The organism is endosymbiont of Ridgeia piscesae, assembly GCF_001443665.1.
GTDB classification, from domain to species: Bacteria; Pseudomonadota; Gammaproteobacteria; order Chromatiales; family Chromatiaceae; genus Endoriftia; species Endoriftia persephonae.
Genome location: NZ_KQ557127.1, coordinates 14,788 through 33,130, shown reverse-complemented (window position 1 = coordinate 33,130; position 18,343 = coordinate 14,788). Strand labels below are relative to the sequence as shown.

General features: G+C 59.8%; 15 protein-coding genes. 11 read left to right on the top strand and 4 right to left on the bottom strand.

What is annotated here, in order from left to right; genetic code table 11:
- The 10 genes from Ga0074115_RS07925 (at position 1) to Ga0074115_RS07880 (ending at position 12,914) form a co-directional block, all read left to right on the top strand.
- Entirely contained in the window at positions 1-438 is a 438-nt protein-coding gene (locus Ga0074115_RS07925) for an ATP synthase subunit C (protein ID WP_005959923.1), read from the top strand.
- A complete protein-coding gene (locus Ga0074115_RS07920; protein WP_057956043.1) occupies positions 438-791 on the top strand; it encodes a V-type ATP synthase subunit F in 354 nt (117 codons plus the stop codon). The genes Ga0074115_RS07925 and Ga0074115_RS07920 overlap by 1 nt, the downstream gene beginning before the upstream one ends.
- Positions 778-1,410, top strand: coding sequence for a V-type ATP synthase subunit E (locus tag Ga0074115_RS07915; RefSeq protein WP_060528393.1), 633 nt, complete (start codon positions 778-780; stop codon positions 1,408-1,410). The genes Ga0074115_RS07920 and Ga0074115_RS07915 overlap by 14 nt, the downstream gene beginning before the upstream one ends.
- Before the next feature lie 13 nt (positions 1,411-1,423).
- Positions 1,424-3,220: a V-type ATP synthase subunit A gene (locus tag Ga0074115_RS07910; RefSeq protein ID WP_057956044.1), complete on the top strand. Its 1,797-nt coding sequence runs from the start codon at positions 1,424-1,426 to the stop codon at positions 3,218-3,220.
- Positions 3,217-4,596, top strand: coding sequence for a V-type ATP synthase subunit B (locus tag Ga0074115_RS07905; protein ID WP_057956045.1), 1,380 nt, complete (start codon positions 3,217-3,219; stop codon positions 4,594-4,596). Before Ga0074115_RS07910 ends, Ga0074115_RS07905 begins: the two co-directional genes overlap by 4 nt.
- On the top strand, positions 4,593-5,216 hold the full coding sequence (locus Ga0074115_RS07900) for a V-type ATP synthase subunit D (protein ID WP_057956046.1): 624 nt from the start codon (positions 4,593-4,595) through the stop codon (positions 5,214-5,216). The genes Ga0074115_RS07905 and Ga0074115_RS07900 overlap by 4 nt, the downstream gene beginning before the upstream one ends.
- A 169-nt stretch (positions 5,217-5,385) precedes the next feature.
- Positions 5,386-7,839 carry a GGDEF/EAL domain-containing response regulator gene (locus Ga0074115_RS07895; RefSeq protein ID WP_057956047.1) on the top strand — a complete coding sequence of 818 codons (2,454 nt, stop codon included), beginning with the start codon at positions 5,386-5,388 and terminating at the stop codon, positions 7,837-7,839.
- A gap of 114 nt (positions 7,840-7,953) precedes the next feature.
- Positions 7,954-8,337 (top strand): hypothetical protein, encoded by a 384-nt coding sequence (locus Ga0074115_RS07890; protein WP_057956048.1) that lies wholly within the window; start codon positions 7,954-7,956, stop codon positions 8,335-8,337.
- Between the two features lie 6 nt (positions 8,338-8,343).
- Positions 8,344-10,149, top strand: coding sequence for an ABC transporter ATP-binding protein (locus Ga0074115_RS07885; protein ID WP_057956049.1), 1,806 nt, complete (start codon positions 8,344-8,346; stop codon positions 10,147-10,149).
- 167 nt (positions 10,150-10,316) lie between these two features.
- Positions 10,317-12,914 (top strand): methyl-accepting chemotaxis protein, encoded by a 2,598-nt coding sequence (locus Ga0074115_RS07880; protein ID WP_233519292.1) that lies wholly within the window; start codon positions 10,317-10,319, stop codon positions 12,912-12,914.
- Positions 12,915-12,954: 40 nt separating this feature from the next.
- On the opposite strand, the gene Ga0074115_RS07875 is transcribed toward Ga0074115_RS07880, so the two are convergent.
- From Ga0074115_RS07875 to lptF, 4 genes are all read right to left on the bottom strand, one after another.
- Positions 12,955-13,377, bottom strand: a complete 423-nt coding sequence (locus tag Ga0074115_RS07875; protein ID WP_057956051.1) for a hypothetical protein — start codon at positions 13,375-13,377, stop codon at positions 12,955-12,957.
- A gap of 81 nt (positions 13,378-13,458) precedes the next feature.
- On the bottom strand, positions 13,459-14,346 hold the full coding sequence (locus Ga0074115_RS07870; RefSeq protein WP_057956052.1) for a MotY family protein: 888 nt from the start codon (positions 14,344-14,346) through the stop codon (positions 13,459-13,461).
- A 121-nt stretch (positions 14,347-14,467) separates the two neighbouring features.
- Positions 14,468-15,532 (bottom strand): LPS export ABC transporter permease LptG, encoded by a 1,065-nt coding sequence (gene lptG, locus Ga0074115_RS07865; RefSeq protein WP_057956053.1) that lies wholly within the window; start codon positions 15,530-15,532, stop codon positions 14,468-14,470.
- On the bottom strand, positions 15,529-16,638 hold the full coding sequence (gene lptF / locus Ga0074115_RS07860) for an LPS export ABC transporter permease LptF (protein WP_057956054.1): 1,110 nt from the start codon (positions 16,636-16,638) through the stop codon (positions 15,529-15,531). Before lptF ends, lptG begins: the two co-directional genes overlap by 4 nt.
- Positions 16,639-16,814: 176 nt before the next feature.
- Between lptF and Ga0074115_RS07855 the strand changes: the two genes are divergently transcribed.
- Positions 16,815-18,314, top strand: a complete 1,500-nt coding sequence (locus Ga0074115_RS07855) for a leucyl aminopeptidase (protein ID WP_057956055.1) — start codon at positions 16,815-16,817, stop codon at positions 18,312-18,314.
- Positions 18,315-18,343: the final 29 nt, after the last annotated feature.

The window sequence follows — 18,343 nt, the reverse complement described above, 5'->3', positions numbered from 1 at the left end:
ATGTACCTGCTGATCGGAGTGATGACCCTGGGGATCGTTGGCCTCATCGTCGCCGGCATCCTGATGGAGATGCGGCCAGCCCGGACCGGGCAACGCTGGTTCAAGCCAACCATCGTCGGCAACCTGCTGCTGTTTGTGGTGGCACAGGCGGCACTCATTTTCATCGGCGCGCAGGAGGTGATGGCGGCCCCGGCAGTCGCGGAGAGCGGCGGCGAGATCTCTATCGGCATGGGCCTGGCGATCATCGGCATCGGTATTCCCACCGCGCTCAGCACCATCGCCGCTGGCATCGCCGTGGGGCCCATCGGCGCCGCCTCACTGGCAGTGCTGGCGGAGAAGCCGGAGATCTTCGGCCGCACCCTGGTCTATCTCGGCCTGGCCGAGGGCATCGCCATCTACGGCCTAGTGATGAGTATCCTGCTGTTGGACAAGATCTGATGGCCGAACAGACATTCCACACCACCCGCCTGATCTTTATGGGAGAGGCCGCACTCTGCGACGGCTTTCGGCTGATCGGCTTCGAGACCCACAGCGATCCCGATCTGGAGACCACACAACGTCTGTTGGGCGAGTTGGTTAAGCAACGTCAGCACGCCTTCGTGGTGATCGATCAGCGCATCAGCCGTAGCGGTGCCTCGATGCTGCAACAGATCCGCCACGAGGGGGGGCGCATCGTGCTCGCTGAAGTCCCCTCGCTCAACAACGCGACGGAGTTCCACAGCCCGCTCGACGAGCAGCTCAGCCGCCTGATTGGCGGTACCGCTATGGAGCGACAGCATGAATCAGGTTGAAGCCCTGGAACAGGCGATACTCGATCGCGCCAAAGAGATGGCCGCCGAGTGCAAACTGCGTGCCGAGCACGGCCGCGCCAACATCCTGCGCGAGGCGAGCGACCGGCTGCAGCTGCGCGAAGAGAAGGAGACCCTGCTGGCCAAGGCGCTGGCGGAGCGCGCCTACCGACGCAGAGTGCAGGCGGATGAGCTGAAGCTGCAGAGCCGCATGGACCATCTGCGCTGGAATCTGGTGCAGACAGTGCTGCAACGCATCCCGGAGCGTATCCAGGCACTGCGCCAGGAGGAACCGCTCTATCTGGAACTGATGGGACGTTTGCTGGCCAGGGGGGCGGCGATGATCGAGCACGACGAACTGATCGTCGAGGTCAACGAGGAGGACCATCGGCTGCTGCAGCCGATCTGGGAGACCTTCAGTCACAACGCCACCCCCGACAAACAGCTCCACCTGACGTCAGAACCAATCAGAATCCAGGGCGGTCTGCGTCTGCACACACCCAACAACCGCATCCGCCTCGACCAGAGTTTTGAAGGCCGGCTGGAGCGCTTGCAACGCAAGATCTATCAGGTGATCGAAGAGAACCTGCTGCCCCACACCAGCAGCGGCATCAGGCCCTGACCCGGAAACCACGATGAAGCAGACAACCACAGGCCAGATCAAAGAGATCAACGGCCCGATCGTCACCATCCATCTGCCGGGGGTCAGCGCCAGCGAGCAGGTGCGGGTCGGCAAGTTGAAGCTCTACGGCGAGGTGATCGCCCTACAGGGTGACGAGGCGACCGTACAGGTCTATGAATCCACCGAGATGGTGCGCCCGGGGGAACCCGCCGAACGGCTCGGCCAGCCACTCTCGGTGGAACTTGGCCCAGGACTGATAGGCAGTATCTTCGATGGCGTACAGCGGCCGCTGGAGAAGATCTTCCTGCAGGCCGGCGATATGATCCCGCGCGGCATCAGCCCCCCCGCCCTCGATCGGGAGCGGCGCTGGCGCTTCACGCCGGAAAAAAACCTCGAATCCAGCAACCTGATCAGCGGCGGCACCCGCCTCGGCAGTGTGCAGGAGAGCGAGACGGTGGAGCACCGCATCCTGGTGCCGCCGGAGGTCAGCGGCAAGCTGATCGAGATCGCCCCGGAGGGGGAGTACACTCTGGAGGAGACCATTGCCCGGCTACGTACCGAGAACGGCGAGATCAAACATCTCAAGCTCTACCACCGCTGGCCAGTGCGCCGCCCCCGTCCCTACACCCAACGGCTGCACGGCTCCGAGCCGCTGATCACCGGTCAGCGCATCCTCGACACCTTCTTCCCCCTGCTCAAGGGCGGAAAAGGCGCGGTGCCCGGCCCGTTTGGCGCCGGCAAGACGGTGGTACAACAACAGATCGCGCGCTGGTCGAATGCCGATATCGTCATCTATGTAGGCTGCGGCGAGCGCGGCAACGAACTGGTCGATGTGCTCGACAGCTTTCCCAAGCTGCAGGACCCCTACTCCGGCCGTCCGCTGATGGAGCGCACCCTGCTGGTGGCCAATACCTCCAACATGCCGGTGGTGGCCCGCGAGGCATCGATCTATGTCGGCATCACCATCGCCGAGTACTACCGCGACATGGGCTACGACGTGGTAATGCTGGCCGACTCCACCAGCCGCTGGGCCGAGGCGCTGCGCGAGGTGGCGGGCCGGCTCGCGCAGATGCCAGTGGAAGAGGGCTACCCCGCCTATCTCGCCTCGCGCCTGGCGGCCTTTTATGAGCGCGCCGGACAAGTCGAAACCGCCGACTGCGGGCAGGGCTCGGTGACCCTAATCGGCGCCGTCTCGCCTCCCGGCGGCGACTTCTCCGAACCTGTCACTAGCCACACCAAGGAGATCATCCAGACCTTCTGGGCGCTCTCCAAGGAGCTGGCCGACGCCCGCCACTACCCGGCCATCGACTGGGTCGACAGCTTCTCCGCCGACGTCGGCGTGGCCGCCGAATGGTGGCACCGCGAGGTCGACCGCGGCTGGCAGAAACGCCGCGCCCAGGCGCTGGCAATTCTAGCGCGGGATGCGGAGCTGTCACGCATCGTCAATCTGGTCGGACCGGAGGCGTTCTCCTCCGCCCAGCGCTGGGTGTTGGAGGGGGCCTCGCTGATCAAGGATGGGGTGCTGCAGCAGAGCGCGCTCGACCCGGTGGACACCTTCTGCTCGCCAAAGAAGCAGTTTCTGCTGCTCGAGCTGATCCTCAGCGTCTACGATCAGGGCGCCGAACTGATCGAACTGGGCGTACCGGTGGATGAGTTGAGAGAGATGCCGGTGCTCTCCAGGCTGCGCCGCTGCAAGGCGCTCTACGATTCACAGCAGATTGATGAGCTGATGGCGTTCCGCCAACAGGCGCTAGAGGCCTTCAGCGCGATCCGTTCCGAATACGCACAACGGGAGAAGAGCGCGCCATGAGTGCCAAGGAGTACCGTTCCACCACCTCCGCCCAAGGCGGGCTGCTGAGCGTCACCGGGGTGCCGGAAGTGGCCTTCGGCGACCGGGTTCAGATCACCGACCGCCAAGGCCGTCGGCGTAACGGCCAGGTAATCCGCAGCTCGATGGATGAGGTGCTGATCCAGGTCTTCGAGGGCACCGACGATATCGATATGCAGAACACCTGGGTGCGCTTTCTCGACGAGCCCATGGAGATCAGCCTCTCACCGGATATCCTCGGGCGCATCTTCAATGGCCTGGGCGAACCCCGCGACAAGCGCCCGGCGATCGTCTCCGAGCTGCGCCGCGGCATCAACGCCTCGGTCTTCAATCCGGCGGCGCGCACCTATCCGCGGGAGTTCATCCAGACCGGCATCTCCACCATCGACGGGCTCAACTCCCTGGTGCGCGGGCAGAAGCTGCCGATCTTCTCCGCCTCCGGGCTGCCGCATAACCGGCTGGCGGCGCAGATCGTGCGCCAGGCCAGGCTGCCCGATGAGGAGAGCCGCTTCTCCATCGTCTTCGCCGCGATGGGGGTCTCATTCAGCGATGCACGCTTTTTCCAGGAGGAGTTCGCCTCCTCCGGAGTGCTCGGCAACGTGGTGATGTTCGTCAACATGGCCGACGATCCGCCGGTGGAGCGCCTCACCCTGCCGCGCATGGCGCTCACCGCCGCCGAGTACCTGGCCTTCGATCTCGACCGCCATGTGCTGGTGGTGATGACCGACATGACCCACTACGCCGAGGCGCTGCGCGAGGTGGCCACCGCCAAGGGCGACGTGCCGGCACGCAAGGGCTATCCCGGTTATCTCTACTCCGATCTGGCGGAGATCTATGAGCGCTCTGGGCGCATCAAGGAGCGCCACGGCTCGATCACCCTGATGCCGATCCTGAGCATGCCGAGCGACGACATCACCCACCCGATACCAGACCTGACCGGCTACATCACCGAGGGGCAGATCGTACTCAGCCGCGAGCTGCACAACCAGGGTATCTATCCACCAGTGCATATCTCGCCATCACTGTCACGCCTGATGAAAGACGGGGTCGGCAAGGAATTCACCCGCGAAGACCACCCTCATGTGGCCAGTCAACTCTACGCCCTCTACGCCAAGGCGCTGGAGACCCGCAATCTGGCCTCGATCATCGGCGCCGACGAACTCTCCTCCCACGATCGCCGCTATCTGGAGCTGGCCGATGCCTTCGAGCGGCGCTTTGTCAACCAGGGTGAGGAGGAGGACCGCAGCATCATAGAGACCCTCAACCTCGCCTGGGAGCTGCTCTCGATGTTTCCCCAAGAGGCCCTCACCCGGGTCAGCGAGACCGAGATGGCGAAGTACCATCGGAGCCCGGCATGAACCAGCCACTGATCAAGGTGCCACCCACCAAAAGCACACTATTAAACCTGAAACAGCGGCTGCGGCTGTTGGAAGAGGGGCACGGCCTGCTGGAGCGCAAGCGCGAGCTGTTGACACGTCTGGTCTATCAGCGGATCGGCGACTACCGGGATATCAAACGCTCCGCTCAGCGACGGGTACAGCAGGCCTACCAGTGGCTCAGCCTGGCTCAGCTGCGCATGGGCGCACGCGCTTTGCGCCAGGCAGCGCTTGGGGTGGAGGCGGGCATCGAGCTGAAGATCCTGCCGCGTCGCAACATCGGCGTCGAATACCCTTCAGTCAGCGGGGAAATCAGGCCGATCAATCCGGTCGGCCTGTTCGGCACCGATCCCTCGTTTGACGAGACCCGCAAGCAGTTTGCCGAGCTAGCCCTGCTACTCGCCCGCCTCGGTGAGGCCGAGCTGTCGCTGGGACGGCTAATCAGCGAACAGCGCAAGGCGCAGAGGCGCGTCAATGCGCTGCGCTACAACATTATCCCCCGCTACCAGAACACCATCGCCTACATCGAAAACCTGTTGGAAGAGGAGGAGCGCAACACCCTATTTCAGCTCAAAATATTGCGTGAGCAACAAAAAATCTAAGCCCGACTTTTTGACGGATTTCACCCTCCCCCCCTGCTGGGGCCGGTAGACTGTGTTACCGATTTTTGCAATGCTCCCCCTTCCGCCTGACGCACCAAGTGGTTATCATCCACGGCTCAAGGGAACAGAGCGGACGACCATACTCCGCAAACGGAAAACAAGCTATTGCATGACCATCGCCAATAACGCTGCCGTCAAAGCCCGCAAGGCCGAACTTTTGCAAGCCTTCCTGCGCCAAGTGCCGGGACGAGTCGCTGCGATCCTAGAAAACTGGCACCGTCTGATGCAGAGTGACTGGGATAGCAGCACCCTGGCCAACCTGCGTGAACGCATCTATACCCTGGCCGAAGCCGGCGGCAAGTTTGGTGTACGCCAGATAAAACAGAGCGCCCAGTCGCTGGAAACCCACCTTGGCGAGTATGCCGAGACCAACAGCAAGCCTCATCACGACGACATCGTCGCACTTGATGGGCTGATCCACGCATTCAAACAAGCTGCGCTGCAGGCATGTGATCTTTCACAAAATCATGACCTGAGCAGCAGCTCGGAATTAAACGAGATGGAGCGGATGGTCGATACCCAGAAAGCCTATCTTCTTGGGATCGACAGCAACTTGGTCCCTGGCCTGGAGAAAGCACTGACTAGTCACCAGTTCAATGTGCAGTCCCTGATCGACGCCAGAAGCGCCATCGAGCGCTACCATCGCCACGAACCTTGCGTCCTGATCAGTCACATCGACTGGCTCGACGAGCTCTACCCGGAAACCAAAAGTGGCGGCCTGTGGAAGCAGGAGGACGGATCCCGCCAGCTGCCAGTAGCGTTTATTGCAGAATCGAGTGACCTGCAGACCCGCCTCAAGGCGATGCGCACTGAAGCCAGCGCGTTCTGGTCGACCCCGGTAGAACCCCTTGCGGTGGCCAACCGCATGCAGCAATTGGCCGCTCCCAAACGGAGCAACGCCGACCGCGTGATGATTGTCGATGACGATCCGGCACAGGCCGACTTCGCTGTTGCCATCCTCAGAAAAGCGGGCTTTGAAACCCACGCCGTCACCGATCCACTGCGGGTCATGGAGGCACTGCAGACCTTCAAGCCGGACCTGATCTTGATGGATCTCTACATGCCCGGCGCCAGCGGCACCGAGTTGACCACTGTGATCCGTGAGCAACCGGAGTATGTCGACACCCCTATCGTGTTCCTCTCCGGTGAGCAGGATCTGGATAAACAACTGATGGCGCTGAGCTTTGGCGGCGAAGATTTTCTTGCCAAGCCGATCGGCCCCAAACACCTCATCTCTACCGTGCGAAACCGCATCAAGCGGGCACGTGCGATCCTGCGCAAAAGCGGCACCCCCAGCCGCCGCGACATTGCCACCGATCTCTACTCGCGCTCATATCTTTTTGAACGTATCGCCGCGCTGCAATCCTCAGGAAAAGATTCGAACGAGGTGCCGGCGGTCTTCTATCTCGAGATCGATTCTCCGGAAGAGATCCTCGACGCCGTCGGCATCGGCGGCATGGATGCGGTGCTCACAGACACCGGAAAAACCATCTCCATTGAGCTGCAACCCCACGATGTGCTGGCCCGTTTCGGCGATGCCAGCCTCGCTCTGGTGGCCAGTCGCTCTTCGATAGACGAGCTGAAGCAACTAGCCGAACAGCTCGGCCGCAAGGTCGAAGAGCAGATCATCGAGGTCGACAACAAATCGCTCGGGGTCACCCTGAGCACTGGCATCTGTCCCATCAACAATTTTAAAATGGACCCAGAAACCATCATCTCCAGGGCGTTGGGGGCCAGCCGGAAGGCACTCAAAAAGGGGGGCAATCAGGTCCATCTCTACACCCCCTCCAAATCTGAACTGGACGCCCAGGACAAAAACGACTCAATCGCCGTCCTCATCCAGGAGGCGATGAAGAATCGCTATTTCCAAGTCTACTATCAACCCATGGTGGCTCTGCAGGGCAGCGCCGCGCCCCACTACCAGACGTTGATCCGTCTGCAGGCCCCCGATGGTGAGCTGCTTACCGCCGCCGCATTCATTCCCACTGCGGAACGCATAGGGGTGATCAGCAAACTCGACCACTGGACCACCCAGCAGGCGCTGGGGATGATTCACGAACACCGCCGCAAAAATATGGCTATCCACCTGTTTGTCTCGCAATCGGTGGAGCTGATGACCAATATGGAGCGGATGGCATGGCTGCAGGATCAGCACCGCATTGGCAATCTGCATGAAGGGGATCTGACCTTTGAATTCCCTGTTTCAGCAGTGGTGCAGAATATCAAGCCCGCCCAGATTTGCATCGATACCCTGGCCAAGATGGGCATCAGCGTATTGCTGACTGGTGTGCGCGGCACCCCGGATTGTCAACGAGTGATGAAGCACGTCAACATCCGCTATATCAAACTCGACCGCCGCATGCTCGACGGCTCAGCCGAAAATCTCAAGGAGTTGATCAGCCTGGCGCACGAACTGAAGATAAAAGTAATCGCTCCACAGGTGGAAGATCCACGTAGTATCGCGCAGCTCTGGAGCAGCGATGCGGACTTTGTCCAGGGCAACTTTGTGCAGCGCCCGGAAAACAACCTGAGCTACGACTTCAACGAATCAGTGCTCCACTAATCCGACAGCTGCGCCCCAGACTGCCACTTGGTTGGGCTCTTCTCCCACAGGCAGCAGGCTGTTAACAGGAGCAGGCGACACAAGTTTAGCTGAAACCACCCTGGGACACCCACCATGAGAGTCAGGCTACAACCGATTGTCCTGCTGCTACTGCTTAACCTCTCGCCCCTGCTGGCCGAGGAGAGTAAGCCAGGCTACTACTACCGTCCTGAGGGTTTCATCTTCAAGCCAGGGGACGAACAACTCAGCTGCACCGATCTCGACCGGGAGATCGCTCTGTTCGAGCCCCACACCTACTCCTACAAGCCAAAGTTCTACGAAGATCCGCTACATGGTGGCTCACTGCTGGGTGGCAGCATCTTCCATCCTGCGCTCTACGCCTATCTGCCCTACTCCGCTCATGTCGAATACCAGGAACACGAACGGATTCTGCAGGCGCGCCGCCGCATTGCCGTATTGCGGCAACTGAAGGCCTATCAGCGCTGTTACGAAGATTGAACCCGGATGTCCATGCCGCCCCGGTTACGCAGTAACGACTACAGCTGGAATGAACTGACGAGCATGGTGCTCCGCCACCGGCGTGAGCTGCTGGCCGCCAATCTAATCGCCATCCTTGGCGCAATCGTCGCGGTGCCGATTCCGCTGCTGATCCCGCTGCTGGTGGATGAGGTACTGCTAGACCAGCCAGGCCGGGCAGTGGCAATCATGGATCAGCTCTTCCCCAGCACATGGCATGGGCCGTTCCTCTACATCGGCGCCGTTCTGCTGCTGACCATCCTGCTGCGGCTGATCGCCCTGCTGTTGGGAGTCTGGCAGACTCGCCAGTTTACCTGTATCGCCAAGGATGTGGTGTTCCATATCCGCCGCGATCTGCTCTGCCGGCTGGAGCGCATCTCCATGTCTGCCTACGAAACCCTGGGCAGCGGCACCGTCGCCTCGCATCTGGTGACCGATCTGGATGCGGTGGACAACTTTGTCAGCATCACCACCAGCAAATTTCTGGTGGCGGTGCTAAGCATCCTCGGCACCGCAGTGGTGCTGCTCTGGATGAACTGGCAGCTGGCGCTGTTTATCCTGTTACTCAACCCCCTGGTGATCTGGTTCACCACCCTGTTCGCGCACAAGGTGAAGCGGCTGAAGAAGCAGGAGAACTCCGCCTACCAGCTGTTCCAGGAATCACTCCAGGAGACCCTCGATGCAATTCAGGAGATCCGCGCCAGCAACCGCGAGCACCACTACATCCAGCGCATCATCGATAAGGCCGACCAGATCCGCCACCACTCAGCGGCCTTCACTTGGAAAAGCGACGCCGCCGGGCGACTCTCCTTCGTCATCTTCCTGTTTGGCTTCGACGTTTTTCGCGCCCTGAGCATGTTGATGGTGCTCTACTCCGATCTCAGCATCGGGCAGATGCTGGCAGTGTTCGCCTATCTCTGGTTCATGATGGGGCCGGTGCAGGAGGTATTGAGTGTGCAATACGCCTTCCAGAGCGCCCAGGCGGCGCTGAGCCGGATCAATCGCCTGTTACAGGTCGAACTTGAACCCCGCTTCCCCCACCAGCAAGATCCGTTCACAGGCAAGCAGACCGTCTCGGTGGAACTTCAACAAATCGGCTTTGCCTATGGTGATGGCCCACAGGTGCTGCATGATGTCTCGCTGAAGATCGCTGCCGGTGAGAAGGTCGCCTTCGTTGGCGCCAGTGGTGGCGGCAAGACCACCCTGGTACAGATCCTGCTTGGGCTCTATCCCAGCTCTTCCGGCCAGATACTATTTGACGGCATACCCGTCGAGCAGATTGGTATGGATCGGGTGCGCGACAATGTCGCCACCGTGCTGCAACACCCGGCGCTGCTTAACGACAGCGTGCGGCTCAACCTGACCCTGGGCAGGGAGATATCGGACCCAGCACTCTGGCAGGCCCTCAAGGTAGCCCAGCTGGATCAGACCATCGCTGCCATGAATGAGGGGCTCGACACCCTGATTGGCCGCTTCGGGGTGCGCCTCTCCGGCGGTCAGCGCCAGCGCTTGGCGATCGCCCGCATGGTGCTCAGCGACCCTAAGGTGGTGATCCTCGACGAGGCGACCTCGGCACTGGATACCACCACCGAGGGCAAGCTGCACGCCGCTCTGCAGGCGTTTCTACAGGGCCGCACCACCATCATCATCGCCCACCGTCTGAGCGCGGTTCGCCAGGCCGACCGAGTACTGGTATTCGAAGATGGATGCATCGTAGAACAGGGCCGCCACGAAGAGCTTATCGCGAACGACGGCCTCTACTACTCGCTCTATGGACGCCAGGAAAACACCTAACACCGCACCGACCATCCAACGCCCACCTTCTCCAGCCCAAGAAAAAACCCAAAAAACGCCAATTAAAGAATCATCAAGGGGAGTCGATACACGCCAAGAGCGTCATCCTTATATACTCAAACCGCATGGAGTCTGGCGGTGATAACACTGCGGGGGAAACCATGTTAATGGTGATCAACAACCTCTCCATTCGACACAAACTCTTCAGTGCCTTTGGCCTTGTCCTTATCGTTCTGGTAATTCAGGGAAGCAGTGCAATCAGCAGCCTTTCGGGCGTGCACGATCAGGTCAACCAGGTAGTCAACCACACCCAGCCCGCCGTGCTACGTTCGATGGAGATCGCCGCCAGCCTGCAGCGCACCAGCTCAGCTCTAGGCTTCTACCTGCTGAGCAAAGAGCCCCAACACAAGGCCGCCTATCAGGAGGGGCTGACCAAGGTCACCGAGTTATTGCAGGCACTGCGAAAGCTTCCGGCCATCCAGAACGACCCAGCCAGCATCCAGCTGGTCGCTGCGATCACATCGGATATCGTCAAATTCAAAGGGTTTCGCGAAAGAATGCTCACCCTGGCCCAGAGTGATAACGAAAACATCCCGGCCATCGCCTACGCCAGCGAACACATCAACCCCATATTTCGTGAAATGATCCAGCAACTCGGCCAGATGATCCTTGCGGAAGAGTCGGAGGATGCCAGCGAAGAGCGCAAGACATTCTTGGCCGAGATCAATGCCCTCAGATTCAGCTGGGCCAACCTGAATAACGAACTGCGCCTCTATCTTGCGTTCCGCACCTCGTCCGCCCTCGATAACCTGAAGATCTATACCGACAGGGTGCTCCAACAGACCGAGGCCCTCGCTGAGTCAGGAGATCTGCTCAATTTTGAGCAGGAGGAAGCCTACGCAAATTTCAGCGCTAGTCTGCCAATGTTCCTGGAAAACCTGAAGCAACTGGTGGAACTCCACGGCAGTGACCGCTGGCGTTCCGATGCCTACCTGATCCGTTCCGAACTGACCCCCCTGCTGAACCACATCAACAGCTCGATCGAGCAGCTGATCACCCACCAGCGCCAGGCTATCGACACGGCCCAGCAGGAGACCACCACGATCTACGAAGAGAGCCGACTCAGCTTTCTGCTGCTCGGCCTGCTGGTAGTAATCTTGGTAGCGCTACTTGCCTGGTTGCTTGCCAACAACATCACCCGCCCATTGATGCGCGCTGTCGGGATCGCCAACGGCATCGCCAAAGGCAATCTCGATAACCGCATCGATACCAGCCGGCAGGATGAGACCGGTGCTCTACTCAAATCCCTCGATACCATGCAGGCCGATCTGCGCAAGCGGATCGAACAAGAGCAGCAGATCGCCGCGGAGAATCTGCGCATCCGCTACGCGCTGGACCACGTCTCCAGCCCAGTTACCGTCTCCAATGACCAGAACAAACTGATCTACATCAATCAAGCCGCAATCAGCCTATTTGAAACCATGGCGCCTCAGCTGCGAGAGCAAGTGCCTGAATTTGACCATCAACAGATGATCGGCAGCTCACTCAGCAGTCTGTTTACCGACTCCGCCCTGGTGAAGGCCTATCAATCCCGCCTCGACACTCAACAGCAGTACGACACCGAAATCACCGGCCACAAGCTGCACCTGATTGCCTCGCCGGTCTACGATGATCAGGGCGAATATCGCGGCCGGGTCACCCAGTGGGTGGACCGAACCGATCAGATCCTGGTCGAAGAGCAGATCGACGCCCTGGTGGAGGCCGCCGGTCGCGGCGATCTGCAACAGCGCATCGACCTGACCGGCAAAAGCGGTTTCCTGCTGCAACTCGGCACCGGTTTCAACAAACTGATGGAGCAGCTCTCCAACGTTTTCAGCGACATCGAGCGCGCAATGAGCAAGATGGCCAAGGGCGATCTCACCCACTCGATCAACGGCGAATACCAGGGCACATTCGGCACCGTCAAAGAGGACGTAAACCAGACCCTGGACAATCTGCAGCAGGTGATCAGGGAACTCCACACCTCCACCGACATGATCGCCGCGCAGTCGGCTGATATCACCCGTGACAACTCGGCACTTTCGAGCCGCACCGAACAGCAGGCCTCCTCCCTGGAAGAGACCGCCTCCAGCATGGAGGAGCTCACCAGCACCGTGCGCAACAACGCCAACAATGCACAACAGGCCAACCAACTAGCTGCCAGCGCCCGGCAACACGCCGAGGAGGGAGGAAAGGTTGTCAGCGAGGCGATTCAGGCGATGCAGGAGATCAACACCGCCTCCAACCGCATTGCAGAGATTATCGGCGTGATCGACGAGATCGCCTTTCAGACTAACCTGCTGGCACTCAACGCCTCAGTGGAGGCGGCCCGCGCTGGAGAACAGGGCCGAGGATTTGCCGTTGTCGCTATGGAGGTGCGCAACCTTGCCTCCCGCTCTGCTACCGCAGCAAAGGAGATCAAGACGCTGATCCAGGATTCAGTCGAAAAAGTACAGAGTGGTTCTGAACTGGTAAACCGCTCAGGCTCCACGCTGGAAGACATCCTTGGCGGGGTAAAAAAGGTTGGCGACATCATTGCGGAGATCGCCGCCGCCAGCCAGCAACAGGCATCGGGAATCGATCAGATTAACCACGCTGTCACCAACATGGACGCCATGACCCAACAGAACGCCTCACTGGCGGAACAGACATCCAGCGCCTCTGCCGCCATGAAGCAGAAGGCCCTGGATATGCAGCAGCGGATCGGGTTCTTCCGCATCCAGTAATTCTGAGGGGCCGGGTTACACAGGCAAAGGTCGGCAAACCTCACTCGTTAGGGTCCAGCCGTTCCAGGCGTCTGCGATGGAAGAGGGAATAGTAGCGAACATCGCCAGTCGCATGAGAGATCCAACCTGACAGAATCACAACCAGGACCACCAACCAGGGTGCCCACTCAGGCCAGAGCGTCACCCCATAGAGCAACAACAGCTTCAGCATGATCACATGACCACGCAACTGCAGCAGCCAGATGCCGTTGGCATAGATGAAGAGTAGACTGAGCAACAGGCCGCTGCCCAGGGTCAGCCAGAGAAAAGATTTCCATAGATCCCCCTCTGCAGCATAGAAAAAGCCACCGCCGATACCGGCAATGCCAACCAGATGCAGGGTACGCAGCGTGATATTGATCCAGCGATGTCCCGGCAGATAACGCGACTGCGCAGGAAACAGCCAGAATAACCGACTCCCCATGCCAACCTCCCAGAAAAGGGAGCATTGTGCTTGAGCGCACGGCAGATGCAAACCGTCCGGCAAGGTTATCCTGCCGCACCCCTATTTGCTCAGGAGAATCTCCACCCGGCGGTTTTTCGCGCGGGCCTTTTGACTGCGGCTACGGACCTTAGGACGGGACTCCCCGTAGTGGAAGGTTGCCAGTCTTGCTTGCTCCACCCCCTGTTCGACCAGATAGGCTTTGACCGCCATGACACGACGCTCAGAGAGCTTCAGATTATATTTTCTGCGCCCCTGATCATCGGCATGGCCTTCAATGCGCACCGATCTCACCCGCTCATCCCGCTTAAGGTAATCGGCCAGCTCCTTGAGTAGTGCCTTGGCGGACGCATCCAGATCGTGCAGGTTAAGCGCAAACCGAACTTCGCTATAGCGATAGTCAGCAAACCCCTTCTCCGGCAACGCCTTCAAGCACTTGCGAAACTCCAGATAGGGACGTTGAAAGTTGACCGGTGAGAGCCGTAGCTGCACTTGCTTACGTTTATCATCCCAATCGGTGAAACCGATGCTGCCAATCTGCCCTTTGGCAAGGGATGCAAGCAACCAGGAAGCTGGCTGTCGCTGTAGTAGCACCGGTCTCAACCCAGGCTCAATCTGCAGTGTCTGCACCAGAGGATCAGGCGTGCCCGGCTCCCAGCTGGGGGAGATCTCCCACATCTCTGCACGCCCCTTTCTCGGAACCGGCTGATAGCTGTCGATCAAAAAATGGAACTTCTCACCGGCAATCTGTAGAAAACGTGCAACTCCAAACCCAGGGATCTCATGTTTCAGTTCACAACTGATCTGGCTGCTGACAAACGCCCACTCCGCATAGTTCACCTCCGCCATATAGATGACATCATCTACCGGCGCGGCATGCGGCCCGTTGACCACAGCAACCAGCAGGATCAGGAGAAACAATCTGTAGAGTGAATTTAGTCGTTGTTGCATCAACTGATGGTGACCTTACATGCATTCCAGCCCTGCTAACCTATATCGGTTAGGGATGCACTTTCTTTATCCGGGCACCAACTCACACGAAGGGATGAGAAAAACAGCCAGTACGCCAGACTCAGGTGACGCGGCGGAAAAACAACAGTGCCACCAACAGGAACAACAGCGTGGGAAAGGCCGCGGTAAACAGGGCATTGAACTCGTAGACCACGCCAAGGTAAGTGAAGACTCGGTTAAACATGAAGAACAGCGTACCGACCACCGCGCCAGTAAAAACCCGCTGACCAATCCCGACACTGCGCAGCGGGCCAAACACGAACGGGATGCTGAGAAACAGCATCACCAGCGTCACTAGCGGCACCACCAGTTTGCTCCAGAACGCCACCTCATACTGGGCCGCACTCAGGCCGTTCTGCCTGAGAAACACCACATAGGCCCAGAGATCCCAGGCCGGCAGCATATGGGGTTGCACCGTCACCACATCCAACAACTCCGGCTCCAACAGGCCGGGCCAGCGCAGCCCCGCCAGCTCCCGGCTGAAGATCTTCTGCTCCCAGAAGTCACTCTGCGCCAGATCCTGCAGCTCCCACTCTCCATCGATCAGCACCGCCCGTCTGGCATGGGTGATGCGCCGCATCGAGTGGTCCGGGTCGTACTCATAAATATAAACATCGGCGAGACTCGAATCGGGCAAAAAAGCGCGGATATTGATATAAGTATCCCCATCCCGGGACCAGAAACCATAGCGCGTCTGCAGCGCGACCTGGCTCGACAACGCCTCCATCTTCATGCGCTGGGCTCGTTGCTCGCTCAACGGTGCCAGCATCTCGCCCACCGCCACCACCACCACCAGCAACACCAGACCGGTCTTCAGCACCGAGCCGACAATACGCGACACTGATACCCCAGCCGCCCGCATCGCAATCAGTTCAGAACTGCTGGCCAGTGACCCCAACCCGATCAGACTGCCAAGCAGGGTGGCGACCGGAAATATCTCATAGGCAAAACGCGGCAGGATCAGCCCCACATAGCTGAACGCCATGGCGGTGGTATAAGCTCCCTTGCCCACCTCCTCGAGTTCATTGACCAAGGAGAAGAAGGCGATCAGCACCAACACCAGGCTGAGTGTCAGCAGCATACCGAAAGCAACCGCACGGCCGATATAGCGATCGAGCAGATTCATCCTGTCTTACGTCCCCTGAGACGCCGCCGCCAACGTCGATACCAGACCTGCTCCGGCAGCATCAGTGCCAGCGCCAGCAGCGCGGTGCAGACGTGCACCCACCACATGCCGAGCCAGCTAGGGATCTTGCCATCCACCATCCAGTTTTGTGAGGCTCCCTGCAGGCTCAGGTAGAGCGCATAGATCAGAAATGCCAGCAGGATCCGTCCGGACGGACCCTGCCTGGGCAGAGAACGGCTCAGCGGCAGACTCAGTAGAGTAAATACCAACACCGCCAGCACCGGCGCCAGTCGCTTTTGGAATTCGGCACGAAAACGAATCTCATCTGCTGCCAGCAACATCAGCGTCGGCAGACTGCTGCGGGAGCGGACGCCCACCGCCGGCGGTGCCTCACCGATACGCAGAGCATAAGAGGCAAATTCACTCACGGTGTAATCGGCCCGCCCAGGCTCTCCCTGGTAGCGAAAGCCCTTCTCCAGCACCAGATAGCGGAAACCGCTCTCTGGATCCACCCGTTGATAACCTTCAGCCGCGCTGATCACATCAAGATTACCGTTACGGCGGTGCTGCACAAAGATCTTGTGCATGCGGCGACCATCTGCAGAAAATGACTCCACATAGAACACCAGGTTGCCACGACTGTACTCATTGAAACGCCCCGGAGAGACCCCCGCCAGGGCGCTCGTCTGCCCTTTTTGGGCCGCAATAATCTCCGCCTTCAGACGAATCCCCCAAGGTTCCACGACCATCGACAACCAAGCTACCAGCAGCGCCATCGGCACTGCCGCCATCAGGATCGGTCGAAACACCCGCCAGCCACCCACACCGCAGGCCTGCAGCGCGATCATCTCGCTATCCCGATGCATGCGTCCCACCGCATAGAGCACAGCAAAGAAAAAGGCAGGTGGAATCAGCCGTGCCTGAAAACGCACCATCTGCAGACCGAGCAGCTTGAACACCACATCCTGATTAAACTCGCCCACCGCCACCTGCTTGAGAAAGGCGACAAAACTCTGGCTGAGCATAATCAACAGCAGCACCAGCAAGATCGCAAACAGCGCCTTGAACACCTCCAGCAGCAGATAGCGGTCGATTCGGGAAATCACAGGGCGATGGTAAAACGGTAATGATTCGGTAGACTACGCGTCATATTGGCTTTCCGGGATTGGCCCCGCGGGCAATATGCTCAAGGGGGTAGACCAGAGGCTCCCCAAGCCGCCTATCCTACCGGATTCCTCCGCAGGATATGAGCAGAAGACGAACAAATAGAGGCCTGATCCGAATGGAATACAGCATTAAATCGGGAGACCCCGCCAAACAGCGTACCGCCTGCCTGGTGATCGGGGTGCACTCACGGCGCCAACTCACCCCACCGGCGAAGCTGATCGACAAAGCCAGCAAAGGCTATCTCAGCCAGCTGCTGAAACGGGGCGAGATGGATGGCGACGCCGGCCAGCAACTGATGCTGTTCGATGTGCCCGGTATCCAAGCGGAGCGTCTGCTGTTGGTGGGACTCGGCAAGGCTCGGGAGTTCGATATCAAAGCCTACCGCAAAGCGATCAGCGGTGTGGTCAAAACCCTCGACAAGGGACAGGCCAGCAACGCCATCTGCTGCCTGAGCGACCTGACACTCAACGACGCCTCGCTCTACCAGGCGGTGCGCGATGGGGTGATCGCAGCAGAGGAGGCCCTCTACCACTTCGACCAACTCAAAAGCGACGCCAAAAAGAACCCCCGCCCGCTGAAACGCCTCACCCTCTTCCTCAACGACCGGCGCTACACCAAAAAGGCCCAGCGGGCCCTGGCCCACGGCCAAGCCATCGCCAACGGCATGACCCTTGCCAAAGATCTGGCGAACCTCCCCGGCAACATCTGCACCCCCAGCCACCTCGCCGCGCAGGCCCAAAAACTGGGGCGCGGCAATGCCAAGTTGAAGGTGCAGATCCTCGAAGAGAAACGCATGGAAGCGCTCGGCATGGGGGCGCTGCTCTCGGTCAGCCGCGGCAGCCGCCAGCCAGCCAAGCTGATCATCATCGAATACAAGGGTGGCAAGAACGGCAGCAAGCCGGTGGTGCTGGTCGGCAAAGGGCTCACCTTCGACGCTGGCGGCATCTCCCTCAAGCCCGCCGCCGCGATGGATGAGATGAAGTACGACATGTGCGGCGGCGCCAGCGTCATCGGCACCCTGCAAGCCTGTGCTGAGATGGAGCTGCCGCTGAACGTGATCGGCGTAGTGCCGGCCTCCGAGAACCTGCCCGACGGCGACGCCAACAAACCCGGCGACATCGTCACCAGCATGTCAGGCCAGACCATCGAGGTGCTCAATACCGACGCTGAGGGGAGACTGATCCTGTGCGACGCCCTCACTTATTGCGAACGCTTCAAGCCGGCGGCGATTATCGACATCGCCACCCTCACCGGCGCCTGCATCGTTGCCCTGGGCAAACACACCTCAGGACTGCTGGCCAACAATGACGCCCTGGCCGACGAGGTGCTGGCCGCCGGCACCCATAGCGGTGACCGCGCCTGGCGGCTACCACTATGGGACGACTACCAGCCACAGCTCGACAGCAACTTTGCCGACATGGCCAATATCGGCGGAAAAGAGGCGGGCACAATCACCGCCGCCTGCTTTCTCTCGCGCTTCACCAAAAAACTCAAATGGGCCCACCTCGACATCGCCGGAACTGCCTGGCTGAGCGGCGCCCAAAAAGGCGCCACCGGTCGCCCGGTCCCCCTGTTGAGCCAGTTTCTGCTCAACCGGTGTAAACTGAGTGACTGACAACAGCAGCATTGTCCAATCCGGCTACG

Excerpts from the sequence above, each read along its gene's own strand:
- Ga0074115_RS07925 (WP_005959923.1), top strand. The coding sequence starts at position 1 with ATGTACCTGCTGATCGGAGTGATGACCCTGGGGATCGTTGGCCTCATC.
- Ga0074115_RS07920 (WP_057956043.1), top strand. The coding sequence starts at position 438 with ATGGCCGAACAGACATTCCACACCACCCGCCTGATCTTTATGGGAGAG.
- Ga0074115_RS07915 (WP_060528393.1), top strand. The coding sequence starts at position 778 with ATGAATCAGGTTGAAGCCCTGGAACAGGCGATACTCGATCGCGCCAAA.
- Ga0074115_RS07910 (WP_057956044.1), top strand. The coding sequence starts at position 1,424 with ATGAAGCAGACAACCACAGGCCAGATCAAAGAGATCAACGGCCCGATC.
- Ga0074115_RS07905 (WP_057956045.1), top strand. The coding sequence starts at position 3,217 with ATGAGTGCCAAGGAGTACCGTTCCACCACCTCCGCCCAAGGCGGGCTG.
- Ga0074115_RS07900 (WP_057956046.1), top strand. The coding sequence starts at position 4,593 with ATGAACCAGCCACTGATCAAGGTGCCACCCACCAAAAGCACACTATTA.
- Ga0074115_RS07895 (WP_057956047.1), top strand. The coding sequence starts at position 5,386 with ATGACCATCGCCAATAACGCTGCCGTCAAAGCCCGCAAGGCCGAACTT.
- Ga0074115_RS07890 (WP_057956048.1), top strand. The coding sequence starts at position 7,954 with ATGAGAGTCAGGCTACAACCGATTGTCCTGCTGCTACTGCTTAACCTC.
- Ga0074115_RS07885 (WP_057956049.1), top strand. The coding sequence starts at position 8,344 with ATGTCCATGCCGCCCCGGTTACGCAGTAACGACTACAGCTGGAATGAA.
- Ga0074115_RS07880 (WP_233519292.1), top strand. The coding sequence starts at position 10,317 with ATGGTGATCAACAACCTCTCCATTCGACACAAACTCTTCAGTGCCTTT.
- Ga0074115_RS07875 (WP_057956051.1), bottom strand. The coding sequence starts at position 13,377 with ATGGGGAGTCGGTTATTCTGGCTGTTTCCTGCGCAGTCGCGTTATCTG.
- Ga0074115_RS07870 (WP_057956052.1), bottom strand. The coding sequence starts at position 14,346 with ATGCAACAACGACTAAATTCACTCTACAGATTGTTTCTCCTGATCCTG.
- lptG (WP_057956053.1), bottom strand. The coding sequence starts at position 15,532 with ATGAATCTGCTCGATCGCTATATCGGCCGTGCGGTTGCTTTCGGTATG.
- Ga0074115_RS07855 (WP_057956055.1), top strand. The coding sequence starts at position 16,815 with ATGGAATACAGCATTAAATCGGGAGACCCCGCCAAACAGCGTACCGCC.